The following is a 25,322-nucleotide window of genomic DNA, read 5'->3' on the forward strand; positions in this document are numbered from 1 at the left end:
GTAAGAACACGAGCAGCACGAGACATGGGGAGAGGGAAGCGCGAGTCATGAGCGTTGTCTGGGATGTGCTCTACATCGCGTTGACGTTGTTCCTCATCGTGTTGATCTTCCGGTTGGTCATGGACTACGTCTTCCAGTTCGCCCGCTCATGGCAACCCGGCAAGGCGATGGTGGTCGTTCTGGAGGCCACCTACACTGTCACTGATCCACCGCTCAAGCTTCTGCGGCGGTTCATCCCGCCGCTGCGTCTCGGGGGCGTGGCGCTCGACCTGTCCTTCTTCGTGCTGATGATCATCGTCTACATCCTGATCTCCGTTGTGAGCCGGCTGTGAGCACGATGTCCATTACGGTCTTGCCGAATGCCGACGACTACGTTGAGGTGAAGAGATGCCGTTGACCCCCGAGGACGTGCGGAACAAGCAGTTCACGACCGTCCGCCTCCGAGAAGGCTATGACGAGGACGAGGTCGATGCCTTCCTCGATGAGGTCGAAGCCGAACTGACCCGCCTGCTCCGCGAGAACGAGGACCTGCGCGCCAAGCTGGCCGCCGCGACGCGTGCCGCCGCGCAGAACCAGCAGCAGGGCATGCGCAAGCCCCCGGAGCCGCAGGACCAGCGTGGTCCCGGTGCGCCCGTGCCCGCCGGCATATCGGGTCCGCCGCAGCAGATGGGCGGCCCCATGGGAGGCCCGCCGCAGCTGCCCAGCGGTGCCCCGCAGCTTCCGGCCGGTCCCGGTGGACACGGTCCGCAGGGTCCCGGTCCGCAGGGCCCCGGCCCGATGCAGGGCGGCCCCATGGGCGGTCCGATGGGCGGCCCCATGGGCAACCACGGTCCGCAGATGCCGCAGCCCGGTCAGGGTCCCGGCGGCGACAGCGCCGCCCGCGTGCTGTCCCTGGCGCAGCAGACCGCCGACCAGGCGATCGCGGAGGCCCGCTCCGAGGCCAACAAGATCGTCGGCGAGGCGCGCAGCCGTGCCGAGGGCCTCGAGCGTGACGCCCGTGCCAAGGCCGACGCCCTGGAGCGGGACGCGCAGGAGAAGCACCGCGTCGCGATGGGCTCCCTGGAGTCCGCCCGCGCCACCCTCGAGCGCAAGGTCGAGGACCTGCGCGGCTTCGAGCGCGAGTACCGCACGCGTCTGAAGTCCTACCTGGAGTCGCAGCTGCGCCAGCTGGAGACGCAGGCGGACGACTCGCTCGCCCCGCCGCGTACCCCCGCGACCGCGTCGCTGCCCGCCTCCCCGTCGATGGCTCCGGCCGGTGCCGGTGCGCCCTCCATGGGCGGCCACACCATGGGCGGCAACCAGTCGATGGGCGGCCAGCAGTCCATGGCCGGTGCTCCGTCGTACGGCGGTCAGCAGCAGATGTCGCCGGCGATGACCCAGCCGATGGCGCCGGTGCGGCCGCAGGCTCCGCAGCCGATGCAGCAGGCGCCGTCGCCGATGCGCGGATTCCTCATCGACGAGGACGACAACTGACGGGCGGTACGCGCCTGATGTGCGCGTAGCCGTCGGCGGCTTGTAGGGCCGGGCCCCGGGATCTGATCCCGGGGCCCGGCCCTTTTGTATGCCTGGCGGTGTCCAGTTGTACGGCGGTACGCACCGCCGAAGGCCCGGCACCGCTCGATCCACTGGATCGGGTGGGGCCGGGCCTTCGGGTTGCCAGGGCGGATAGTTGGCCGGGCTGGGATCGGTGGGGGCTGCCTGCGGCGCCTTTTCCCTCACCCGCCCCTTCCCGAAACCGGGGCTCCGCCCCGGACCCCGCATCCGACCTGCGGTCGGATCGCCTCAAACGCCGGCGGGGCTTACATGGTTGTCCGGCCCGGGCGGTGCCGGGCCGGACAACCTGCCGCCTACGCCTCGGTCCTGCGCAGCCGGAACGTCAGGCCCAGGGCCTCGTCCGTGAACGGGTCGCCGTACGAGTCGTCGGCCTCGCCCTGCGCGTAGTCCACCGCCAGGACCTCGTCCGCGATGAGTTCCGCGTGTTCGGTGAGGGCTTCCGTCAGGGCCGCGTCCTTGGACGTCCAGCGCACCGCGATGCGGTCCGCCACGTCGAAGCCGCTGTTCTTGCGGGCCTCCTGGATCAGGCGGATCGCGTCACGGGCCAGGCCGGCTCGGCGCAGTTCCTCGCTGATCTCCAGGTCGAGGGCGACGGTGGCGCCCGCCTCGGACGCGACGGACCAGCCCTCGCGCGGGGTCTCCGTGATGAAGACCTCGTCCGGGGTCAGGGTCACGGTCTCGCCGTTGACCTCGACCGTCGCCGTGCCCTCGCGCAGGGCGAGGGAGAGGGCGGCGGCGTCCGCGTTCGCGACCGCCTTCGCCATGTCCTGGACGCCCTTGCCGAAACGCTTGCCCAGCGCGCGGAAGTTGGCCTTCGCCGTGGTGTCCACCAGCGAGCCGCCGACCTCGCTCAACGAGGCCAGGGACTGGACGTTGAGTTCCTCCGTGATCTGCGCGCGGAGCTCCTCGCCGAGCTGCTCGAAGCCGACCGCCGCGATCAGGGCCCGGGAGAGCGGCTGGCGGGTCTTCACGCCCGACTCGGCGCGGGTCGCGCGGCCGAGTTCGACCAGGCGGCGGACCAGTGCCATCTGCGAGGAAAGGGACGGGTCCACAAGGGACTTGTCCGTCTCCGGCCAGGTGGAGAGGTGGACCGACTCCGGGGCGCCCGGCGTCACCGGGACGACCAGGTCCTGCCAGACCCGCTCGGTGATGAACGGGGTCAGCGGGGCCATCAGGCGCGTGACCGTCTCGACCACCTCGTGCAGCGTGCGCAGCGCCGCCTTGTCGCCCTGCCAGAAGCGGCGACGCGAGCGGCGCACGTACCAGTTGGAGAGGTCGTCGACGAACGCCGAGAGGAGCTTGCCGGCGCGCTGGGTGTCGTAGGCCTCCATGGCCTCGGTGGTCTGCTCGACGAGCGTGTTCAGCTCGGAGAGCAACCAGCGGTCCAGGAGCGGGCGTTCGGCCGCGGCCGGGTCGGCGTCCGAGGGGGCCCACTTCGACGTACGGGCGTACAGGGCCTGGAAGGCCACCGTGTTCCAGTACGTGAGGAGGGTCTTGCGGACGACCTCCTGGATCGTGCCGTGGCCCACGCGGCGCGCGGCCCACGGGGAGCCGCCGGCCGCCATGAACCAGCGCACCGCGTCCGCGCCGTGCTGGTCCATGAGCGGGATCGGCTGCAGGATGTTGCCCAGGTGCTTGGACATCTTGCGGCCGTCCTCGGCGAGGATGTGGCCGAGGCAGACCACGTTCTCGTAACTGGACTTGTCGAAGACCAGCGTGCCGACGGCCATCAGCGTGTAGAACCAGCCGCGGGTCTGGTCGATGGCCTCGCTGATGAACTGCGCGGGGTAGCGGCTCTCGAAGAGCTCCTTGTTCTTGTACGGGTAGCCCCACTGCGCGAACGGCATCGAACCCGAGTCGTACCAGGCGTCGATGACCTCCGGCACGCGGACCGCGGTCAGTTCACACCCGTTGTGGGTGCAGGTGAAGGTGACGTCGTCGATGTACGGGCGGTGCGGGTCGAGCCCGGACTGGTCGGTGCCGCTCAGCTCGGAGAGCTCGGCGCGGGAGCCGACGCAGGTGAGGTGGTTCTCCTCGCAGCGCCAGATCGGCAGCGGGGTGCCCCAGTAGCGGTTGCGGGACAGGGCCCAGTCGATGTTGTTGTTCAGCCAGTCGCCGAAGCGGCCGTGCTTCACCGAGTCCGGGAACCAGTTGGTCTTCTCGTTCTCTTCGAGGAGACGGTCCTTGACGGCGGTGGTGCGGATGTACCAGGACGGCTGCGCGTAGTAGAGCAGCGCCGTGTGGCAGCGCCAGCAGTGCGGGTAGCTGTGCTCGTACGGGATGTGCTTGAAGAGCAGGCCGCGCTCGTCGAGGTCCGCGGTGAGCTTCTCGTCGGCCTTCTTGAAGAAGACGCCGCCGACCATCGGGACCTCGGGCGAGAAGGTGCCGTCGGGCAGGACCGGGTTCACCACCGGGAGGTCGTACGCCTTGCAGACCAGGAGGTCGTCGGCGCCGAACGCGGGGGACTGGTGGACCAGACCCGTACCGTCCTCGGTCGTCACGTACTCGGCGTTGACGACGAAGTGCGCGGGAGCCGGGAACTCCACGAGCTCGAACGGACGTTGGTAGTTCCAGCGCTCCATTTCGGCGCCCGTGAAGGTCTGGCCGGTGGCCTCCCAGCCCTCGCCCAGCGCCTTGGCGAGCAGCGGCTCGGCGACCACGAGCTTCTCGGTGCCGTTGGTGGCGACCACGTACGTGACGTCGGGGTGGGCGGCGACGGCGGTGTTGGACACGAGGGTCCACGGCGTCGTCGTCCAGACCAGGAGCGCGGCTTCGCCCGCCAGAGGACCGGAGGTGAGGGGGAAACGGACGAAGACCGACGGGTCGACGACCGTCTCGTAGCCCTGCGCGAGCTCGTGGTCCGACAGGCCCGTGCCGCAGCGCGGGCACCAGGGGGCGACGCGGTGGTCCTGCACGAGCAGGCCCTTGTTGAAGATCTCCTTCAGCGACCACCACACGGACTCCACGTACTCGGGGTCCATGGTGCGGTAGGCGTCGTCGAGGTCCACCCAGTAACCCATGCGGGTCGTGAGCTCGGCGAAGGCGTCGGTGTGCCGGGTCACGGACTCACGGCACTTCGCGTTGAACGCGGCGATGCCGTAGTCCTCGATGTCCTTCTTGCCGGAGAAGCCCAGCTCCTTCTCGACGGCGAGCTCGACCGGGAGGCCGTGGCAGTCCCAGCCGGCCTTGCGGCCCACGTGGTAGCCCCGCATGGTGCGGAAGCGCGGGAAGACGTCCTTGAAGACGCGGGCCTCGATGTGGTGGGCGCCCGGCATGCCGTTGGCGGTCGGCGGGCCCTCGTAGAACACCCACTCCGGGCGTCCCTCGGACTGCTCGAGGCTCTTCGCGAAGATCTTCTGCTCGCGCCAGAAGTCGAGCACCGCGTGCTCGAGGGCGGGCAGGTCGACCTGGGCGGGTACCTGCTGGTACTGCGTCATCTGTCGTCCTCCGGCGGATGTGCTGCCTTCCGTCGGAGGGACGAGTGCCTGCTGCCTGTCGCGCAGGGCTCCCGCGGTACCACCCTCCTTGGCCCTCCGGCGTGTGCCGGTGAGCCCCCTCATTGGGGTCGCGATGCCGGGTCTACTGACCGCTCGCTGACTGCTGCGGCTTTCTTCCGGCGGCTCCGGGGTGATCTTCACGCTCGCGCTCGCCCCCGGGCTCACACCGTCCCCGGGTCGCTCTGGGCTGCGTACGGACGCTACTCGTCCCCATCCACGCCTTTTCGCTGCCCCCAGTGTACGGGGCGCGGGGCGGCCCGGCCGACCGGTTTTCGGGCTTCGGACGGGCCCTCGGGACCCCGCGCCGGAGGGGGCCGGAGTGACCCGAATGGCCATACGTGCCCCGGACGGGCTCCGGCGGGAGCGGAGCCGCGGATTACGGGGCGGGGAGCTGGGCACAACGGATGCAGACCCGTCGCGTGGGCGTCGCGGGGCGGGCGGATCGGGCGGCGTGCCCCGTTGCCGCGGGCCTGGAGTCGATTTATCGTCCCAGCACGATTCGCGAGCAAGATCACAATATGTGAAGGGGCCGCGGCCATGGTGGCGAAAAAGACCGCCGAACAGCACTCGGCGTCGAGCAGATCCACTTCCGCGGCGAAGGACGTGAGCGGCAAGAAGTCGACCGCGGCCGCGGCGCCTCGTACGGACAAGGCGGTGAAGTCCACCTCGGCGGTCAGGAAGACCGCGGCAGGGGAGAAGAAGACCGCCGCCGCGAAGAAGAAGGCGGCGGCCGGGGAGGCGGCGGCCGGGGCGGCGGGTGAGCAGTCGGGGGGTGGGCAGACCGCGGGCGCGGCGGCTGAGCAGGCCGACGCCAAGAAGACGGCCAAGGCGGCGAAGTCCGCGAAGGCTGCGAAGACCACCGCGAAGTCCGCGAAGACCAGCGCGACGTCGGTGGCCGGTGAGGCCGCGGCCGCGAAGACGGCGGCTGAGAAGACAGCTGCCAAGAAGACGGCCGCGAAGAAGACGACGGCCACGAAGTCGACGGTCAAGAAGGCGGCAGCCAAGAAGGCGGCGGCCAAGGAGACGGCCGCGGAGAAGAGCGGTACGGAGGCGGGTGCCGCCGGGGAGACCGCGGTCGAGGCCGCGGCGAAGGCGCCCGCGAAGAAGGCCGCGGCCAAGAAGACCGTGGCCAAGAAGGCCGCGGCGAAGAAGTCCGTCGCCGGTGCGGCGGCCGAGGAGAAGAGCACGGCGGCCGCGAAGGCGCCGGCCAGGAAGACGACCGCCGGGAAGACGGCGGACGGCAAGGCGCACAGCAGGTCCGAAGGCAAGGCAGCACAGAGCAAGCCGGACAGCAGCGAACAGGCCGCGAAGCAGACAGGAGCCAGGTCGGTGGGTGCGAAGAAGGCTGTGAAGACTGTGGAGACGGCCGCGTCGGGCAAGGGCGGCGGCGCGGTGCCCAAGGCGCGTACCGTCGAGGCCGCTCCCGGCGAGCTCGCCGTCCGTCCCGGTGAGGACCCGTGGACGCCGGAGGAGGTCGCGGAAGTCCGTACGGAGCTGCAGACCGAGGTCGAGCGGCTGCGGGCGGAGATCATCGCGGGCGAGGAGGCCCTCGCCGGCCTGATGCGCGACTCGGGCGACGGCGCCGGGGACGACCAGGCCGACACCGGCACAAAGAACATCACGCGCGAGCACGAGATGGCCCTCGCCAACAATGCGCGCGAGATGCTCGAGCAGAGCGAGCGTGCCCTGGAGCGCCTGGACGCGGGCACGTACGGCCTGTGCGAGAACTGCGGGAACCCGATCGGCAAGGCGCGGGTGCAGGCTTTCCCGCGGGCGACCCTGTGCGTCGAGTGCAAGCAGAAGCAGGAACGGCGGTTCTGACGCCGGGACCGGGAGGTGCCGCGCTTCCGGGAGGGGGCGCGGTCGCCCGTACAGGAACGGTGCTCCTGAGGCTCGGACGCCGTACGTATGTGTCGTACCCTCGTGCCAGTCAGGCATCTAGGTTGAGGGACTCACGTGGCAGAGGCGGAGAGCATCATCGGTACGCCGGATGTTGAGGGCGCGGAGCCGGAGCAGGGCCCGCGGTCCGAGGGAGTCCTGGGGGACGAGAAGGACGGCAAGGCGGACGGAAAGGCGGACCGCGCGGAGGCCGGGCAGTCCGATCAGGCCGAGAAGCCCGATCAGCCCGATCAGCCCGATCAGTCCGATGAGGCCGAGAAGGCCGCCCCCAAGGGGCCGCGCCGGATCGCCGCGCTGTTCGCCGTGGCCGCGGTGGCCTACGCCCTCGACCTGATCAGCAAGATGATCGTGGTCGCCAAGCTGGAGCACCACGAGCCGATCGACATCATCGGCGACTGGCTGCGCTTCGAGGCGATCCGCAACGCGGGCGCGGCCTTCGGCATGGGCCAGGCCTTCACCATCGTGTTCACCTGCATCGCCGCCGCGGTGATCGTGGTGATCGTGCGGCTCGCCCGCAAGCTCTACAGCCTGCCCTGGGCCATCGCGCTCGGTCTGCTGCTCGGCGGTGCGCTCGGCAACCTCACGGACCGGCTGTTCCGCGCTCCCGGTGTGTTCGAGGGGCATGTGGTCGACTTCATCGCGCCGAAGAACTTCGCGGTGTTCAACCTGGCGGACTCGGCGATCGTGTGCGGCGGCATCCTGATCGTGATCCTGTCCTTCAAGGGCCTCGACCCGGACGGCACGGTCCACAAGGACTGAGCCCACCCCCCTCCGTGTCACCGCAGCCCCGGCCCCGTAAGGCCGGGGCTGCACTGCTGCGGACGAGGAGTGCGTGGCGGTCGGTCATAATTTCGGGGTGAGTACACACCCCGAGGTCCGCAGTCTGCCCGTACCCGACGGCCTGGAGGGCGAGCGCGTCGACGCCGCCATCTCCCGTATGTTCGGCTTCTCCCGCACCAAGGCCGCCGAGCTGGCCGCCGCAGGAAAGGTGCAGGTCGACGGGGCTGTGGTCGGCAAGTCCGAGCGCGTGCACGGCGGGGCGTGGCTCGAGGTGGAGATGCCCCAGGCGCCCGCGCCGGTGCAGATCGTGGCCGAGCCCGTCGAGGGCATGGAGATCGTGTACGACGACGAGGACATCGTCGTGATCGTGAAGCCCGTGGGCGTGGCCGCGCACCCCTCGCCGGGCTGGACCGGGACCACCGTGATCGGCGGTCTCGCGGCCGCCGGGTACCGGATCTCCACGTCCGGTGCGGCCGAGCGGCAGGGCGTGGTGCACCGCCTCGACGTCGGCACGTCCGGCCTGATGGTGGTCGCCAAGTCGGAGCGTGCGTACACCTCGCTCAAGCGGCAGTTCAAGGAGCGCGTGCCGGAGAAGCGGTACCACACGCTGGTGCAGGGGCACCCGGATCCGCTGAGCGGCACCATCGACGCGCCCATCGGGCGCCACCCGCAGCACGACTACAAGTGGGCCGTGACCGCCGACGGCAAGCCGTCCGTCACGCACTACGACCTGATCGAGGCCTACCGCTCGGCCTCGCTGCTCGACGTGAAGCTGGAGACCGGGCGCACCCACCAGATCCGCGTCCACATGTCGGCCCACCGGCACCCGTGCGTGGGCGACCTGACGTACGGCGCCGACCCGACGCTCGCCAAGCGCCTCGGCCTCACGCGGCAGTGGCTGCACGCCGTCAAGCTCGGCTTCGAGCACCCCGCGGACGGCCGCTGGGTCGAGTTCGAGAGCTCGTACCCGGACGACCTGCAGAAGGCGCTGGACCTGATCGCGGCGGAGACCTACGGATGAGCGACGGGGCTGTGCCGGCCGGTGGGCCGGTGAGCGAGGGCGGGCCTGCGGTCTTCGTGGTGAGCGAGGGCGGGGCCGCGGCCTTCGTGGTGCGCGAGGCCGTGACGGCCGAGGACCGCGAGGCCTGCTTCGCCGTGCGCAAGGAGGTCTTCGTCCGCGAGCAGGGCGTACCCGAGGAGATCGAGTACGACGCGTACGACGACGGGGCCGTGCACGTGCTCGCGGTGCGGGCCGACGACGGCCTGCCGCTGGGTACCGGACGGCTGCTGCTCGGCGAGGCCGCGCTCGCGAAGACCGGGGATCCTGCGGTGGGTTCGCTCGGCCGGCTCGCGGTGGCCAAGGCGGCGCGCGGGCTCGGGGTCGGCGCCGCGCTGGTGCGGGCCATCGAGGAGTGCGCCCGGGCGCGCGGGCTTTCCGGGGTGGATCTGCACGCGCAGACGCATGCGCTCGGGTTCTACGAGCGGCTCGGGTATGTGGCGTACGGGCCGGAGTTCGACGACGCCGGGATGCCGCATCGCGGGATGCGGCGGGAGCTGACGGCCGGCTGAGGCTGTTCAGGACCGGCTGTTCAGGACCGGCCGTTCAGGACCCGCAGTGCAGGCCTGGCGGCGCAGGGCGTCGTGGGTGACGGCGAGCGGGCTCCGGAGCTGCTGTTTGGGGTGTATGTCCGGATAGTGGCACCCTGGGGTTCTTGATCGGATCGGGCGGTCGGAGGACCCGTGGAACAGTTGGCGCTGCTCTTCGTGCTGTTGCTCGGGGCCGTGGTGAGCGTGCCGATCGGGGAGCGGCTGAAGCTGCCGGCTCCGGTGCTCATGACGCTCGCCGGGATCGTGCTCGCGCTGATCCCGTTCGTGCCCAACGTCGAGATCAACCCGGAGTACATCCTTCCGCTGGTGCTGCCGCCGCTGCTCTACGCCTCCGTGCAGCGCACCTCCTGGCGGCAGTTCGCGGCCAACGTGCGGCCGATCCTGCTGCTCGCCGTCGCGCTCGTGTTCGTGACCACCGTGGCCGTCGCCGCCGTGGCCAACGCGCTGGTGCCCGGGCTGCCGATCGCCGCCGCCGTGGCGCTCGGCGCCCTGGTCGCACCGCCCGACCCGGTGGCCGCGACGGCCGTGGCCGGTCAACTCGGGCTGCCGCGGCGGCTCGTGTCGATCCTCGAAGGCGAGGGTCTCTTCAACGACGTGACGGCCATCGTGCTCTACCACGTGGCCATCGGGGCCGCCGTGAGCGGGACCTTCTCGCTGCCGCGGGCCGCGCTGGAGCTGGTGCTCTCCGCGGTCGTCGCCGTCGCGGTGGGCGTGGCGCTGGGCTGGGCCACCAACAAGCTCATCGGGCTGCTCGAGGACGCGACGCTGCAGGTGGGGCTCACCCTGCTCGTGCCGTTCGTGTCGTATGTCGCGGCCGAGGAGCTCATGGGGTCGGGGGTGCTCGCCGTCCTGGTCACCGCGCTGTTCATCGCCGAGTACGCCGCCGACGCCGACGACGTGATGGGGCGGCTGGTCAACCGGAGCTTCTGGGAGATCGTCGACACCCTCGTGACCGGCATCGCCTTCGGCCTGATCGGTCTCGAACTGCACAACGCGCTGAACGCCGCCGAAGGCCGGTGGGCCGAGTGGAGCGGCTGGGCCGCCGCGGTGGTCGGAGTCGTCGTGTTCGTACGGCTGTTGTGGCTGCTTCCGGCGACCTGGCTGGCGAAGAAGCTGCATGACCGGCGGGACGTGGACGAGGAGATCCCCGTCAGCTGGCGCGAGACCGTGGTCATGTGGTGGTCGGGGATGCGGGGCGTGGCATCCGTCGCGCTGGCCCTCGCCGTGCCGCTGACGATGGACGACGGCTCGCCCTTCCCCGGCCGGGACCAGATCGTCTTCATCGCCTTCGGGGTCATCATGGTCACGCTCGTCCTCCAGGGCCTGACCCTGCCCTGGCTGGTGCGCAGGCTCGGGGTCGAGGCGGACGCGGAGGCCGAGGACGCCTTCGAACGGCAGCTCGCGCTGCGCGCCACCAAGGCGGCCAAGGCGCGCCTCAAGGAGATCGAGGCGGTCGAGGAACTGTCCCAGGAGTCCGTGGAGCAGCTGAGCCGCGCGGCGCTCGACATCGGGATGCGTATCAACCCCGACATGCTCGACGACACCCACCGCAAGGACCACTTCGCCCAGCGGGCCGCCAAGATGAAGCGGATGCGGTCGATCCGCGGCGAGATGCTGTCGGCGGCCCGGCACGAGGTGCTTGCCGCGCGCAGCGAGCCCGGGGCCGATCCGGAGATCGTGGACCGGGTGCTGCGGCATCTGGATGTGCGCAGTCTGCGGTGAGGCGGAGTCGCGGGCGGCGGTCAGGCGGTGCGGTGGCGCGGCGGAGGGGCGGAGCGGCGGGCTCCGGTTCGGGTGGGATGGCGATCAACTGACCTGTCGCGTGCGGGACTTCGTACGATCGCCGTATGACGCGCAATGTGGTGATCAGTGGTGGGGGTACGGGGATCGGGCGCGCGGCCGCCCAGGTCTTCGCGGCGGACGGGGACCGGGTGCTGCTGCTCGGGCGGCGGCGGGAGGTCCTGGAGAAGGCGGGGGTGCCGGGCGCCCTCACGTATGCCGCCGACCTGGCGGAGCCCGAACAGGTGCGGGGCGTCCGGGAGTTCGTGGCCGCCGAGCTGGACGGGCGGGTCGATGTGCTGATCCACAGCGCCGGCGGGAACGGAGGTCTGGAACCGGCGCCCGAGAGCGAGGACCCGCTCGACGCGGTCGCCCACGCCTGGAGCGTCAACTTCCGGATCAACACGCTCACGGCCGCCCTGCTCACCGAGGCGCTGCGCGAGCAGCTGGCCGCTCCGGGCGGCCGGGTGCTGTTCCTCAGCTCCATCGCCGCCTACCGCGGGTCGGGTTCGGGTGCGTACGCCGGGGCCAAGGCCGCGCTGCACCCGTATGCCCACGACCTCGCGCGCGAGCTCGGGCCGCGCGGCGTCACCGTGAACCTGGTGGCGCCCGGCTATGTCGAGGACACCGAGTTCTTCGGCGCGGGCATGCCCGCGGAGCGGCGGGCGGCGCGGATCGCGGAGACCTCCACCGGGCGTGCGGGCACCCCCGAGGACGTGGCACAGACGCTGCACTGGCTCGCCTCGCCCGCCGCCGGCCACATCACCTCACAGGTGATCCAGGTCAACGGCGGGGCGGAGCGCGGGCATTGAGCACCTGACCCGCGCCCGGCTTCGCGACCGTACGGAACCGGCCGCCTCCGCCCGCACGGAGGCGGCCTCAGGCGCGTCCGCGCCGGGCCTCAGCCGCGCCCCGTCCGCGGGGAGGACCCGTCCGGTGCGGAGTGGTCCGCCGAGCCGTTCGGATGGGGTGCGGCGAACGAGGTCATGATGCGCGGCAGGGCGTACGGATGGTTGTCGGCGAGCCAGCCGATGAGCTGCTCGCGCACCGTCACCCGCACCGTCCAGATGTCGTCCGCGTCCTTGGCCGTGGCCAGGGCGCGGACCTGGATCGTGGTCGGGGTGGTGTCGGTGACCGCGAGGCCCCAGTCGCGCCCGTCCCACGCCTTGCACTCGCGCAGGATGTCGTGGAGCTTCTGGCGCATCTCGTGCACCGGCGCCGAGTGGTCGAGGTGGAAGAAGACGGTGCCGGTCATCTGGGCGCCGCCGCGCGACCAGTTCTCGAAGGGCTTCGAGGTGAAGTACGAGACCGGCATGGTGATCCGGCGCTCGTCCCAGGTGCGCACGGTCAGGAAGGTGAGCGTGATCTCGTCGACCGTGCCCCACTCGCCGTCCACGACCACGGTGTCGCCGAGGCGCACCATGTCGCCGAACGCGATCTGGAACCCGGCGAAGAGGTTGCCGAGGGTCGACTGGGCGGCGATACCGGCGACGATGCCGAGCACGCCGGCGGAGGCCAGCATCGAGGTCCCGACCGTGCGCATCGCCGGGAAGGTCAGCAGCATGGCGGCCGCCGCCACGACGCCGACCACCGCGGTGACCACGCGCATGATCAGGCTCACCTGGGTGCGCACCCTGCGCAGCCGGGCCGGGTCGTGGCTGCGCGCGGCGTACCGCGCGTAGGTGGACTCGACCACCGCCGCGGCGATCCGCACCACCAGCCAGGCGCAGGACCCGATGAGGAGCAGCGTGAGCACCTGGCCGATGCCCGCCTCATGGTCCTCGAGCACCTTCATCTCGCGGTACGTGCCGCGCAACAGGGCGATGAGCAGCACGCATTGCAGCGGTATGCGGCAGCGGCGCAGCAGACCCCACAGCGGAGTCTGCGGGTTGCGGGCGTCGACACGACGCAGCAGACGGTCGGCGAGCCATCCGATGGCCAGCGTGACGACCACGGCGGCGCCGATGACGATCAACGGTCGCAGCACGTTCTCCATGCCTCCGAGAGTAGGTGGCACGATGGCCTCATGAACATCGTGCTTTTCCATTCCGTCTACGGCCTGCGCCCCGCCGTGCATGCCGCCGCGGAGCGTCTGAGGGCGGCCGGTCATCAGGTGCACGTACCCGATCTCTACGAGGGCAAGACCGCGGACGACGTGGAGGAAGCCAGGAAGATCAAAGACGGGATCGGCACGGACGAGCTGCTCCGTCGTGCCGTGGCCGCCGCCGCCCCGCACTCGGAGAGCGGACTCGTCTACGCCGGGTTCTCGCTCGGCGCGGCCCTCGCGCAGAATGTCGCGCTCGCCGACGAGAAGGCCCGCGGCCTGCTGCTTCTGCACGGCACCTCGGACCTCCCTGAGGACGCCTCCGTGGACGAGCTGCCGGTGCAGCTGCACGTGGCCGAGCCGGACCCCTTCGAGCCGGACGACTGGCTGAGCGCCTGGTACCTGAACATGCGCAAGGCCGGCGCCGATGTGGAGATCTTCCGCTATCGCGGCGCCGGGCACCTCTACACCGACCCGGAGCTGCCGGACTACGACGCCGATGCGGCGGAGCAGACCTGGCAGGTGGCGCTGGGGTTCCTGGAGACGCTCTAGGAGCTTGGGCCCGGACGGGTGGTGGAGGCGGGGACGGCCCGGGTCAGTCGCGCCGGCAGGTGCCCGACGGAGCCGACGCCGGCGGGTAGCACTGGAGGTCGAAGTCGGCCGGATAGCGGCTGACGAAGCGGCCCACGCACTGGTTCCGGTCCGTCAGGCCCCGCTCGGCGCAGTACGCGAGGGCCGCGCGGCCGTCCTGGAACGGGCCCGTGTAGAACACCCAGAACCCGGGCCTGAGCGAGGCGTAGTCGTCGCTGAGCACGTACGAGGCGTTCGGCACGGTCTCCCGCAGCTTCGCAAGGCGCGCGTCGCGGGCCGCCGTACCGCTCGACTCCGGCTCGGAGTGCAGCATCGCCACCCAGCGGCCCGCGGCCGGGATCGGGTCCGCTGATCCGGTGGGCGGCGGGCTGTCCGACGGTTTGCCGGAGGGGTCCTCCTGCGAGGGGGGCCGGTCCTGTGCCGAGTCCCGCGCGGAGGACCCGGACTCCGGGGAAGCGCCGCCGGCGGTGCCCCCGCCCTTCCCTTCCGCGCCCGCGCCGCCCTCCTCGCGCAGCGAGAACACCAGCGCCGTCGCCGCCACCACCGCCACGGCCACCGCGACGGCCGCGACGATCACGGGGGTACGGCTCGCGCGACGCCGGGACGCGGGCTCGGGCGCGGTCGGCGCCGAGGCGTGCGGGCCGTCGGTACGGGTGGGCGCGGACGGGTCGGCGCCGCCGGTCTGCGGGGGGAGGGACGGCGTGGGCGCGGGTGGCGGCGGCGGGAGCGCCGGTGTGTGCGCCGTGAGCGTAGGTGCCTGGGCCGTCGGATCTCCCGGGTGCGGGGCCGGCTCGCGCCCCGCCGCCACCTCGGCCAGCATCGCGTCGAGCCGTTCCGCGTCGGGCCGCGCCGCCGGATCCCGTACGAGAAGGGCCTCGAGCACCGGGGTCAGCGGGCCAGAGCGGACCGGCGGGGGCGGCTGCTCGTCGAGCACGGCGGCCAGCGTGGCGAACGTCGTGCCGCGGCGCAGCGGCGAGACGCCCTCGACCGCCGTGTACAGGACGAGGCCGAGCGACCACAGGTCGGAGGACGGATCGCCGTCGGCGCCGCGGATGCGCTCGGGGGCCATGTACTCCGGGGAGCCGACCATCTCGCCGGTCTGGGTGAGGGAGCTGGAACCCTGGAGGGCGGCGATGCCGAAGTCCGTGAGCACCGCCCGGGGCGCGCCGGCCTGCTCGCCCGGGCCGCCGCGGGTGTCCTCGCAGAGCATGACGTTCGCGGGCTTCACGTCGCGGTGCTGGATCCCCGCCGCGTGCGCGGCACGCAGTGCGGAGAGCACCTGGCGGCCCACGCGCGCGGCCTCGACGGGCGTCAACGGCCCGTCGGCCAGGCGGTCCTGGAGCGTCCGGCCGCTCAGGAGCTCCATCACGATCCAGGGGTGGGCCGCGCCCTCGGGCTGAAGGACCTGGTGGATGGTCACCACATGGGGGTGGCTGAGCCGCGCGAGCGCCCGCGCCTCGCGCAGCACCCGTTCGCGCAGCAGGGTGTTCTGCTCGACGAACGCGGGGTCGAGTGCCCGTACTTCCTTGAGCGCCACCTCGCGGTCGAGCGCCGTGTCGCGGGCGCGCCACACCGTGCCCATGCCGCCGCGGCCGGCGCGCGCGATGAGCTCGAAGCGGCCGTCGATGATGTCACCGGGAGCACTCACTGAAGTTCCCCGTCCCCCTCTGCCCCGTCTGTCGGAGCCCAGAGTAGAGGGGAGCGGGGAGAGTCACGCAGGGCGGTGGCCCGAGGCACCGCAGGGTGGTGGCCCGAGGTCACGCGCGATGGTGCCCCCGGGCCGGGCCGGGTCCGGGATCAGGACCAGGCTCCAGGGTCAGGCGCGGTACGCCGCCCAGCTGTCCTGCATGCGCTTGGCCTGGCCGACCGTGAACTGGTACATGCAGCTGTCGTACGTGTAGTCCATGAAGTTGTGGATCGGGTCCACGCCCGGCTTGCGGGTGCAGGAGTCCTGACCCTCGGGGCAGGCGAAGGCCGGCTCCTTCTCGGCCGCGGTGTCGTCGACGTAGTCGCCCTTGCCGCTGCATCCGCCCTGGAACGTGTGGTACAGCCCCATCCAGTGGCCGACCTCGTGGGTGCCGGTGTCGCCCTCGTTGTAGTTGGCCGCCGAGCCGCCCGGCAGAGAGGAGTCCAGGACGACCACGCCGTCGTCGGTGGGGTTGGAGTTGTACGAGGACGGGAAGGTGGCCCAGCCCAGCAGGCCGCCGCCGAGCTTCGCGGTGTAGAAGTTCAGCGCGTCGGCGCCGCCCTTGCGCAGCGAGGACTTCATCGCCTTCTCGGCCGCCGAGCCCGGCTGGATGCCGTTGTACCAGGAGGCGTTGTCGGTGTAGTCGGTGCCGGCCAGCGCGAACTGGAAGCCGGAGTCCGCGTTGCCGGTGCCCTGGCCGCCGAACCCGGCGTTCAGGACGTCGAGTTGGTTGGCGATGTCGGTGGCCGTGAGCTTGCCGGTCTCCCCGTCGTGGACGACGTGGAAGTACACCGGAATCGTGGTGGTGGCCGCGGCCGAGGTGCGCTGTCCGCTCGCGCGCAGGCGGTCGAGTCTGCGCTGCAGGTCCGCGTCCATGGCCTGGGCCTTGGCCGCGCTGACCTCGTTGGGCTCGTGCGCGTGCGCGGCGCCCGCCTTGGTCTCGCGGGCGGCGCTGACACCCTGGTCCTCGCACTCTGCCGTTGTGGGGGCGGCAGGTGCGGCGGTGGCGGCGCCGCTGGGGGCGGAGAGCGGTGCCAGCATCAGGGTTCCGGCCACCACGGCGGTGGAGAGCAGCCGGCCCCGCGTGCGGGGGGATATGCGGGCGAAGGGGAGCATGACGGACTCCTCGCGAAAGCGACAGGTGGGGAGACAGGGAGGGAATTCCTCGCTGCCGCGGGGAGATTACGTGGCCATGTCAGGCCTTGAGGAGCGTGGAACTGGACCGATGAAGTGTCCGGTGAATCGGGCCAAGCGGGAGAAAATCTTCTGTGGCCTTCGAGGTTTGAGACAGGAAAGCAACAACAGGAGTCACGGGGGCGGGTGGTGTGTCCGGGTTCGCGGCCCGGACGTCACCACCCGCCGTGACGCTGTGATCTGTTCTTAACGCGCAGACGAGTGGCCGGAATTGACCGTTCAGGCCACCGGCCGGTCCGCGCGTTCGACCTTCTGCGTCCCGCCGGCCGTCCGGTACGAGCGGGCCCACTTCGCGGTCGCGCCCGCGTCGGTCTTGTCGGAGAGGACGAAGTAGTCCATCTGCGCCCGCGCCGGTGTGACGTCGAGGATCCCGTAGCCGTGGCTGTCCATGTCCAGCCACTTCACATGGCGGTTGGCCGCCTTGATGGCGCCGACCGCGACCAAGGACACGGTGTGCGGGGCCACGCCCAGGATGTCGTCGATGTTGTCCGAGGTGACCGAGGTGACCACGAATTCGGTCGCGGCCGATTTCGAGAAGGGGTACGTGGCGGCCCTGAGCGGGACGTCGTTGGCCCACGCCATGTGGATGTCGCCGGTCAGGAACACCGTGTCTTTGATGCCGCGGTCCGTCAGGTGCGCGAGCAGTTCACGGCGGTCGTCGGTGTAGCCGTCCCACTGGTCGACGTTGACCGCGAGCCCTTCCTTCGGCAGCCCCAGCAACTCCGCCAGCGGGCCCAGGAGATGGGCCGGTACGGAACCGAAGGCCATCGGCGAGATCATCACCGACGTCCCGACCAGCTTCCACTGCGCCTGCGACCGGCTCAGGCCGTCCTTCAGCCAGTCCAGCTGCGCCCGGCCGGTGATCGTACGGTCCGGGTCGTCCACCTTGCCGCTGCCGATGCCCGCCTGCTGGTCGCGGAAGGAGCGCAGGTCGAGCAGGTGCAGATCGGCGAGTTTGCCGTAGCGGATCCGCCGGTAGACCGTGCCCTCGGTGGCGGGCCGCACCGGCATCCACTCGAAGTAGGCCTGCTTGGCGGCCCGTACGCGGTCCGCGTACGCACCCTCCGTGCCGGGCGTGTGGTTCTCGGCGCCGCCCGACCAGGCGTCGTTGGCCACCTCGTGGTCGTCCCAGATCGCGATCACCGGGTGGCGCGCGTGCACCGCCTGGAGGTCCGCGTCGGTCTTGTAGTGGCCGTGCCGCAGCCGGTAGTCGGCGAGGGTGAGGATCTCGTGCGCCGGCTGCTGCGCCCGCAGGACCTCGTCGGTCGCGGGGTAACCGCCGCTCGCGTACTCGTAGATGTAGTCGCCGAGGTGCAGCACCGCGTCCAGGTCCTGGCGCGCGGCGAGATGGCGGTACGCGGAGAAGTAGCCCGCTTCGTAGTTGGCGCAGGACACCACGCCGAAGCGGACGCCGGCGGCCGCGGCGTCGTACGCGGGGGTCGTGCGCGTACGGCCGGTCGCCGAGGTCGTGGGGCCGCAGACGAAGCGGAAGTAGTAGTCGGTGGCGGGTATGAGGCCGCGGACGTCCGCCTTGACCGTGTGGTCGGAGGCGGCCCGCGCGGTCACCGTGCCCTGCGCGACGATCCGGGCGAAGGACTTGTCCTCGGCGAGCTCCCAGCGCACCTCGGTGTCCTCGCCGAGTCCGGAACCGGGAGTGGCCGCGGGTATCGGCGTCACGCGCGTCCACAGCAGTACGCCGTCGGGCAGCGGGTCGCCGGAGGCCACCCCGTGCAGGAAGGCGGGGGCCTGCGCGACGGCCTGCGCGGGCAGGGCACCGGCCGCGAGCGGGGCGGCGACGGCGGCGGTCGCGGCGGCCTTGACGACCGTACGGCGACGGGGAGTTGAGGCGGTGGTGGGCTCCTGCGGAGCCTGGAGTCTACTGGTCACGAGGGCCGACATTACTGATCAGTACGCGCGAAGAGCGGGCGAACCGTGAAAGTTCGCCCGCTCTTCGGCTGCGCGTCGACTCAGGACACGTCGACTCAGGACCTGTCGGCTCAGGACATGCCGACTCAGGACATGCCGACTCAGGACATGCGGACCGGCCCTACTTGGTCACACCCGCCGTCTTCAGCGCGGCTTCCCAGCCCGCCACGTCCGAAGGCGTCTCGATCCGCTTGTCGTTGATCTTGATCGTCGGCGTGCCGGTGACGTCGTCGGCGTTCTGGAAGGCGTCGCTCATCTTCATCGCCCAGGGGTCGTACGTGCCGTTCCTGACGTCCTTCTGGAAGTCCTTGTTGTTCTTGAGCGCGTCCACCGAGTTCGCCACCTTGATCAGGTAGTCGTCGTCGGCGAACTCGTCGCTGGACTCCGAGGGGTGGTACTCCTTCGAGTACAGCGCCGACTTGTAGTCGAGGAAGGCCTCCGGGCTGACGTTCAGGGCCGCGCCCATCGCGCTCAGCGCGTTCTTCGAACCCTCGCCGGACAGGTTCCCGTCGAGGAAGGTGCCGATGGTGAACGACAGCTTGTAGTCGCCGTCCTCCATGCCCTTGTTGATCGCCTCGCCGATCGTCTGCTCCATCGAGGCGCAGGCCGGGCAGCGGGCGTCCTCGTAGAGGTGGACGGTGTTCTTCTTCGCGTCGCCGATGGTCACGGTCGAGCCGTTCTCACCGGAGGCGTTCGCGGGCACGACCACCTTGGCCTCGGCCGCCTTGTCCCAGCCGCTGGGCTCGTTGGCCTGCATGATCAGGAAGCCGGCGCCGGCCGCGACGGCGAGGACGCCGACCACGCTCACGCCGACGATGACCTGCCGGCGTGCCTTGTCCTTCTTGGCCTGCCGCTCCCGCTCGGCCCGCAGCCGCTCGCGGGCCGCTGCCTTGGACGCCTGGCTGTTGCGCTTGCTCATGACTCGATCTCCGTTGAAAAAAGGGTGGATTCGCTTGACCGGTGGCTCAGAGAGCAGCCGGGCGAGGCGGTCCACGCCGGCCCACGCAGTGGGCGATGAGCAGCGGAGAGAGAGGGCGGGTCTGCTGGGCGGTGCGCACGACGCGGCGTACCGGGGCGGGCTGCGCGGTGACCGCGGCCACCGCGACCGCGAGCGGCCGGAAGGCCACCGCGACCATGGCGCGCACCAGCTGGGCGAAGGCCTGCTCGCCGCGGCGCAGCCAGGCCGCGGCGCCCAGACCGATCACGACATGGGCCGCGAGCAGGAACCAGGCGGCCGAGGGGTCGGCCGAGGCGAGCAGCTCGGCGGCGGGGCGCGGACCCGCGCCCGTGACCTGCGCGAGCGAGGCGCCCATCTCGGAGCCGCCGCACAGGACGTCGAGTCCGAAGGAGCGCAGGGTGCCGGCGATCGGGCCGCCGGTCTCGCCGTAACAGACGTGCTGGCCGGTGGTGAAGACCGTGTCGGCGGCCAGTTCGAGCGGCACCACGAGCGCCGCGATCGACCAGAAGCCGCGCTCGCGTCCGGCGAGCAGATACGCGAGCAGGAACACGCCGCCGGCCACCGCGGCGACCGTGCCGAGCGGCAGCGGGACCTTTGAGAGCAGCACGTGGGAAGCCGCGGACAGCGTCACGACCAGAGCCGTGAACAGCGCCGCCCGCAGCACCCTCGGCTGCGTCCCCGATATGTCCATCGCTGCGAGTCTGCCAGACGGATAAGTAAAGGTCGGCTCAGGGTTTCCTGTGAAGGGCCCCGGGCTGCCGGACCCTTACAGACCCGGAATCCGACCGTTACGGAACAGGTCCACGAAGATCTGGTAGTCCTGGCGGGCCCGCGCTCCGTAGGTGTGCGCGAACTCCACGAGCAGCGGCGCGAAGCCCTCCTCGTCGGCGGCGATCGCGGCGTCGATGGCGCGCTCGGTGGAGAAGGGCACCAGGCCCGTGTAGCCGCTCTCGTCATCCGCGGCCGCGTGCATGGCCGCGGTCGCCCGGCCGAGGTCCGCCACGACGGCGGCGATCTGCTCCGTGTCGTCGATGTCCGACCAGTCGAGGTCCACGGCGTACGGCGAGACCTCCGCGACCAGCTGGCCCTGGCCGTCCAGCTCCGTCCAGCCGAGCCACGGGTCGGCGTGCGCCTGGAGGGCGCGCTGCGAGATCACCGTGCGGTGGCCCTCGTGCCGGAAGTACGAGCGGATCGCCTGGTCCGTGATGTGCCGCGAGACCGCCGGGGTCTGGGCCTGCTTCATGTAGATCACGACATCGTTCTCGAGGGCGTCGGAGTTGCCCTCGAGCAGGATGTTGTACGAGGGCAGGCCGGCCGAGCCGATGCCGATCCCGCGCCGGCCCACGACGTCCTTCACGCGGTAGGAGTCGGGGCGGGTCAGGGAGGACTCCGGGAGCGTCTCCAGGTAGCCGTCGAAGGCGGCGAGCACCTTGTAGCGCGTGGCCGCGTCCAGCTCGATCGAGCCGCCGCCGGGCGCGAAGCGGCGCTCGAAATCGCGGATCTCGGTCATCGAGTCGAGCAGCGAGAACCGGGTCAGGGAGCGGGCGGCGCGCAGCGCGTTGAGCAGCGGGCCCTCGGCGGTGTCCAGCGTGAAGGGCGGAACCTCGTCGTCCTTGGCGCCGGTGGCCAGGGCGTGGATGCGCTCGCGGTAGGCCGCCGCGTAGATCGTCACCAGCTCGCTGATCTGCTCGTCGCTCAGCGCCTTCGAGTAGCCGATCAGCGCCACGGAGGCGGCGAAGCGCTTGAGGTCCCAGGTGAAGGGGCCCACGTAGGCCTCGTCGAAATCATTGACATTGAAGATCAGGCGGCCGGTGGAGTCCATGTACGTGCCGAAGTTCTCCGCGTGGAGATCGCCGTGGATCCACACCCGGCCCGTGCGGTCGTCAAGGAACGGGCCGCCGTGCTGCTCGCGCTCCAGGTCGCGGTAGAAGAGGCAGGCCGTACCGCGGTAGAAGGCGAAGGCCGAGGCCGCCATCTTGCGGAACTTGACCCGGAACGCGGCCGGGTCGGCGGCGAGCAACTCGCCGAACGCGGTGTCGAAGACGGCGAGAATCTGCTCGCCGCGTTCTTCGGCGCCCGTCTGCGTGACCGACATGCCTGGTGCCTCCTGGTGCAAAAACTTCGGTCGGATGTTCCGTCCGTACCAACGCCCGACCGTACCCGGAAGTGCCCGCGACCTGTCAGTGGGCAGACGTAGACTTCATGCCCGTCGCCCCCCTCTGTCGCCGAGCCTTTTCCCGGAGGTCTTCCGCCGTGACCAAGCCGCCGTTCACGCACCTGCACGTGCACACGCAGTACTCGCTCCTCGACGGTGCCGCGCGGCTCAAGGACATGTTCAAGGCGGCCACCGACATGGGCATGACCCACGTCGCGATGACCGACCACGGCAACCTGCACGGGGCGTACGACTTCTTCCACTCCGCGCAGAAGGCGGGCGTCGTGCCGATCATCGGCATCGAGGCGTACGTGGCCCCGGAGTCCCGGCGCAACAAGCGGAAGATCCAGTGGGGCCAGCCGCACCAGAAGCGCGACGACGTGTCCGGTTCGGGTGGTTATACGCACAAGACGATCTGGGCGGCGAACAAGACCGGACTGCACAACCTCTTCAAGCTCTCCTCGGATGCCTACGCCGAGGGCTGGCTGCAGAAGTGGCCGCGTATGGACAAGGAGACGATCTCCCAGTGGAGCGAGGGCCTGATCGCCTCCACCGGCTGTCCGTCCGGTGAGCTGCAGACCCGGCTTCGCCTCGGCCAGTTCGACGAGGCGCTCAAGGCGGCCTCCGAGTACCAGGACATCTTCGGCAAGGACCGGTACTTCCTGGAGTTGATGGACCACGGCATCGAGATCGAGCGCCGGGTGCGCGACGGCCTCCTGGAGATCGGCAAGAAGCTCGGCATCCCGCCGCTGGTCACCAACGACTCGCACTACACGTACGCGCACGAGGCGAGCGCCCACGACGCCCTGCTGTGCATCCAGACCGGCAAGAACCTGAGCGACCCCGACCGCTTCCGCTTCGACGGCACCGGCTACTACCTGAAGTCGACCGACGAGATGTACGCGATCGACTCCTCGGACGCCTGGCAGGAGGGCTGCCGCAACACCCTCCTGGTGGCCGAGCAGATCGACACCACCGGCATGTTCGAGAAGCGCGACCTCATGCCGAAGTTCGAGATCCCGGAAGAGGGCTACACCGAGGTCACCTGGTTCAAGGAGGAGGTGCGGCGCGGCATGGCCCGCCGCTATCCGAACGGTGTCCCGGAGGACCGCCAGAAGCAGGCGGACTACGAGATGGACGTCATCATCCAGATGGGGTTCCCGGGCTACTTCCTCGTCGTCGCCGACTTCATCATGTGGGCCAAGAACAACGGCATCGCGGTCGGCCCCGGCCGAGGCTCCGCGGCCGGCTCGATCGTGGCGTACGCGATGGGCATCACCGACCTCGACCCGATCGAGCACGGCCTGATCTTCGAGCGCTTCCTCAACCCCGAGCGCGTCTCCATGCCCGATGTCGACATCGACTTCGACGAGCGTCGGCGCGTCGAGGTGATCAGGTATGTGACCGAGAAGTACGGCGCCGACAAGGTCGCCATGATCGGCACGTACGGAAAGATCAAGGCGAAGAACGCCATCAAGGACTCCGCCCGCGTCCTCGGCTACCCGTACGCGATGGGCGACCGGCTCACCAAGGCCATGCCCGCCGACGTCCTCGGCAAGGGCATCGACCTCGACGGCATCACGAACCCGCAGCACCCGCGCTACAGCGAGGCCGGCGAGATCCGTGCGATGTACGAGAACGAGCCGGATGTGAAGAAGGTCATCGACACCGCCAAGGGTGTCGAGGGCCTGGTCCGGCAGATGGGTGTGCACGCGGCCGGCGTGATCATGTCCAGCGAGCCGATCGTGGACCACGCCCCGATCTGGGTGCGGCACACCGACGGCGTCACCATCACGCAGTGGGACTACCCGCAGTGCGAGTCGCTCGGCCTGCTCAAGATGGACTTCCTGGGCCTGCGCAACCTCACCATCATGGACGACGCCCAGAAGATGGTGAAGGCCAACAAGGGCATCGACCTGGAGCTCCTCGACGTCCCGCTCGACGACCCCAAGACGTATGAACTGCTGTGCCGCGGCGACACGTTGGGCGTCTTCCAGTTCGACGGCGGCCCGATGCGTTCGCTGCTCCGCCAGATGCAGCCCGACAACTTCGAGGACATCTCCGCCGTCTCGGCCCTGTACCGGCCGGGCCCGATGGGCATGAACTCGCACATCAACTACGCGGAGCGCAAGAACGGCCGCCAGGAGATCACGCCGATCCACCCGGAGCTCGAGGAGCCCCTGAAGGAGACGCTGGGCCTGACCTACGGCCTCATCGTGTACCAGGAGCAGGTGCAGAAGGCCGCGCAGATCGTCGCCGGCTACTCGCTCGGCGAGGCCGACATCCTGCGCCGCGTGATGGGCAAGAAGAAGCCGGAGGAGCTGGAGAAGAACTTCACCATCTTCCAGGCGGGCGCCAAGAAGAACGGCTATTCCGACGAGGCGATCCAGGCCCTGTGGGACGTCCTGGTGCCGTTCGCCGGCTATGCGTTCAACAAGGCGCACTCCTCCGCGTACGGTCTCGTCACGTACTGGACCGCTTATCTCAAGGCGAATTACCCGGCCGAATACATGGCGGCGCTGCTCACCTCGGTGAAGGACGACAAGGACAAGTCCGCGGTCTATCTGAACGAATGCCGCCGCATGGGCATCAAGGTGCTGCCGCCGAATGTCAACGAATCGGAGCAGAACTTCGCGGCCCAGGGCGACGACGTCATTCTGTTCGGTCTCTCCGCGGTGCGTAACGTCGGTACGAACGTCGTCGAGTCGATCATCCGCAGCCGCAAGGCGAAGGGGAAGTACTCCTCCTTCCCCGACTATCTCGACAAGGTCGAGGCCGTCGCCTGCAACAAGCGCACCACGGAATCCCTGATCAAGGCCGGCGCCTTCGACACGATGGGGCACACCCGCAAGGGCCTCACCGCGCAGTACGAGCCGATGATCGACAACGTCGTGCAGGTCAAGCGCAAGGAGGCCGAGGGGCAGTTCGACCTCTTCGGAGGCATGGGCGACGAGGGCGCATCGGACGAGCCCGGCTTCGGGCTCGACGTCGAGTTCTCCACCGACGAGTGGGAGAAGACCTATCTCCTCGCGCAGGAGCGCGAGATGCTCGGTCTGTACGTCTCCGACCACCCGCTCTTCGGACTGGAGCACGTGCTCCAGGACAAGGCGGACGCGGGCATCGGCCAGCTCACCGGCGGCGACTTCTCCGACGGCGCGGTCGTCACCATCGGCGGCATCATCTCGGGCCTCCAGCGCAAGATGACCAAGCAGGGCAACGCGTGGGCGATCGCCACCGTGGAGGACCTCGCGGGCTCCATCGAGTGCATGTTCTTCCCGGCCACCTACCAGCTGGTCTCGACCCAACTCGTCGAGGACGCCGTGGTGTTCGTGAAGGGCCGCCTCGACAAGCGCGAGGACGTGCCGCGCCTGGTCGCGATGGAGATGCAGGTGCCCGACCTGTCCAACGCGGGCACCAACGCGCCCGTGATCATCACCATCCCGACGGTCAAGGTCACCCCGCCGATGGTCAGCCGGCTCGGCGAGATCCTCAGCCACCACAAGGGCAACTCCGAGGTGCGCATCAAGCTCCAGGGCGCCCGCAAGACCACCGTCCTGCGGCTCGACCGGCACCGGGTGCAGCCGGACCCGGCGCTCTTCGGTGACTTGAAGGTGCTGCTCGGACCGTCCTGCCTGGCCGGCTGACGGCTT

The 25,322-nt window shown here is 70.3% G+C and carries 18 protein-coding genes; 10 read left to right on the forward strand and 8 right to left on the reverse strand.

Translation table 11 applies throughout. The annotated features are described in order from the left end of the window. Positions 1-47: 47 nt before the first annotated feature. Both BLT97_RS13730 and BLT97_RS13735 read left to right on the forward strand, forming a co-directional pair. Entirely contained in the window at positions 48-332 is a 285-nt protein-coding gene (locus BLT97_RS13730; protein WP_093609645.1) for a YggT family protein, read from the forward strand. Between the two features lie 55 nt (positions 333-387). Then, positions 388-1,473, forward strand: a complete 1,086-nt coding sequence (locus BLT97_RS13735; RefSeq protein ID WP_093609647.1) for a DivIVA domain-containing protein — start codon at positions 388-390, stop codon at positions 1,471-1,473. 374 nt (positions 1,474-1,847) lie between these two features. Here the strand turns inward: BLT97_RS13735 and ileS are convergent, their stop codons facing one another. After that, positions 1,848-4,991 carry an isoleucine--tRNA ligase gene (gene ileS, locus BLT97_RS13740; RefSeq protein WP_093609649.1) on the reverse strand — a complete coding sequence of 1,048 codons (3,144 nt, stop codon included), beginning with the start codon at positions 4,989-4,991 and terminating at the stop codon, positions 1,848-1,850. A gap of 597 nt (positions 4,992-5,588) precedes the next feature. On the opposite strand from ileS, the gene BLT97_RS13745 reads away from it, so the two are divergent. The 6 genes from BLT97_RS13745 (at position 5,589) to BLT97_RS13770 (ending at position 11,929) form a co-directional block, all read left to right on the forward strand. Next, positions 5,589-6,872, forward strand: coding sequence for a TraR/DksA family transcriptional regulator (locus tag BLT97_RS13745; protein ID WP_093609651.1), 1,284 nt, complete (start codon positions 5,589-5,591; stop codon positions 6,870-6,872). Positions 6,873-7,007: 135 nt separating this feature from the next. After that, on the forward strand, positions 7,008-7,709 hold the full coding sequence (gene lspA, locus BLT97_RS13750; protein ID WP_093609653.1) for a signal peptidase II: 702 nt from the start codon (positions 7,008-7,010) through the stop codon (positions 7,707-7,709). A 97-nt stretch (positions 7,710-7,806) separates the two neighbouring features. Beyond that, positions 7,807-8,751 (forward strand): RluA family pseudouridine synthase, encoded by a 945-nt coding sequence (locus BLT97_RS13755; RefSeq protein ID WP_093609655.1) that lies wholly within the window; start codon positions 7,807-7,809, stop codon positions 8,749-8,751. Further along, positions 8,748-9,299 (forward strand): GNAT family N-acetyltransferase, encoded by a 552-nt coding sequence (locus BLT97_RS13760; RefSeq protein WP_093609657.1) that lies wholly within the window; start codon positions 8,748-8,750, stop codon positions 9,297-9,299. The genes BLT97_RS13755 and BLT97_RS13760 overlap by 4 nt, the downstream gene beginning before the upstream one ends. 171 nt (positions 9,300-9,470) lie before the next feature. Further along, the gene (locus tag BLT97_RS13765) at positions 9,471-11,060 is read left to right on the forward strand and encodes a Na+/H+ antiporter (protein ID WP_093609659.1); all 1,590 of its coding nucleotides are present in this window, start codon (positions 9,471-9,473) and stop codon (positions 11,058-11,060) included. A 125-nt stretch (positions 11,061-11,185) separates the two neighbouring features. Further along, positions 11,186-11,929: an SDR family NAD(P)-dependent oxidoreductase gene (locus BLT97_RS13770; protein WP_093609661.1), complete on the forward strand. Its 744-nt coding sequence runs from the start codon at positions 11,186-11,188 to the stop codon at positions 11,927-11,929. Between the two features lie 89 nt (positions 11,930-12,018). Here the strand turns inward: BLT97_RS13770 and BLT97_RS13775 are convergent, their stop codons facing one another. Then, entirely contained in the window at positions 12,019-13,113 is a 1,095-nt protein-coding gene (locus BLT97_RS13775; RefSeq protein ID WP_093609663.1) for a mechanosensitive ion channel family protein, read from the reverse strand. 30 nt (positions 13,114-13,143) lie between these two features. On the opposite strand from BLT97_RS13775, the gene BLT97_RS13780 reads away from it, so the two are divergent. Continuing rightward, the gene (locus BLT97_RS13780; RefSeq protein ID WP_093609665.1) at positions 13,144-13,713 is read left to right on the forward strand and encodes a dienelactone hydrolase family protein; all 570 of its coding nucleotides are present in this window, start codon (positions 13,144-13,146) and stop codon (positions 13,711-13,713) included. A gap of 43 nt (positions 13,714-13,756) precedes the next feature. Here the strand turns inward: BLT97_RS13780 and BLT97_RS13785 are convergent, their stop codons facing one another. From BLT97_RS13785 to BLT97_RS13810, 6 genes are all read right to left on the reverse strand, one after another. Continuing rightward, complete coding sequence (locus tag BLT97_RS13785) at positions 13,757-15,400, reverse strand: serine/threonine-protein kinase (protein WP_093609667.1); 1,644 nt, start codon at positions 15,398-15,400, stop codon at positions 13,757-13,759. A gap of 168 nt (positions 15,401-15,568) precedes the next feature. After that, a complete protein-coding gene (locus BLT97_RS13790) occupies positions 15,569-16,555 on the reverse strand; it encodes a zinc metalloprotease (protein ID WP_093609669.1) in 987 nt (328 codons plus the stop codon). Positions 16,556-16,852: 297 nt separating this feature from the next. Beyond that, positions 16,853-18,520 (reverse strand): alkaline phosphatase D family protein, encoded by a 1,668-nt coding sequence (locus tag BLT97_RS13795; RefSeq protein WP_245769310.1) that lies wholly within the window; start codon positions 18,518-18,520, stop codon positions 16,853-16,855. Between the two features lie 160 nt (positions 18,521-18,680). Next, positions 18,681-19,478, reverse strand: coding sequence for a thioredoxin domain-containing protein (locus BLT97_RS13800; RefSeq protein WP_093609673.1), 798 nt, complete (start codon positions 19,476-19,478; stop codon positions 18,681-18,683). 46 nt (positions 19,479-19,524) lie between these two features. Next, a complete protein-coding gene (locus BLT97_RS13805; RefSeq protein WP_093609675.1) occupies positions 19,525-20,208 on the reverse strand; it encodes a hypothetical protein in 684 nt (227 codons plus the stop codon). Positions 20,209-20,283: 75 nt separating this feature from the next. Next, complete coding sequence (locus tag BLT97_RS13810) at positions 20,284-21,612, reverse strand: DUF2252 domain-containing protein (protein WP_093609677.1); 1,329 nt, start codon at positions 21,610-21,612, stop codon at positions 20,284-20,286. Positions 21,613-21,770: 158 nt separating this feature from the next. Between BLT97_RS13810 and dnaE the strand changes: the two genes are divergently transcribed. Next, on the forward strand, positions 21,771-25,316 hold the full coding sequence (dnaE, locus tag BLT97_RS13815; RefSeq protein ID WP_218137300.1) for a DNA polymerase III subunit alpha: 3,546 nt from the start codon (positions 21,771-21,773) through the stop codon (positions 25,314-25,316). Positions 25,317-25,322 lie beyond the last annotated feature (6 nt).

Source organism: Streptomyces indicus, assembly GCF_900100315.1.
In the GTDB taxonomy this organism is placed as follows: Bacteria; Actinomycetota; Actinomycetes; order Streptomycetales; family Streptomycetaceae; genus Streptomyces; species Streptomyces indicus.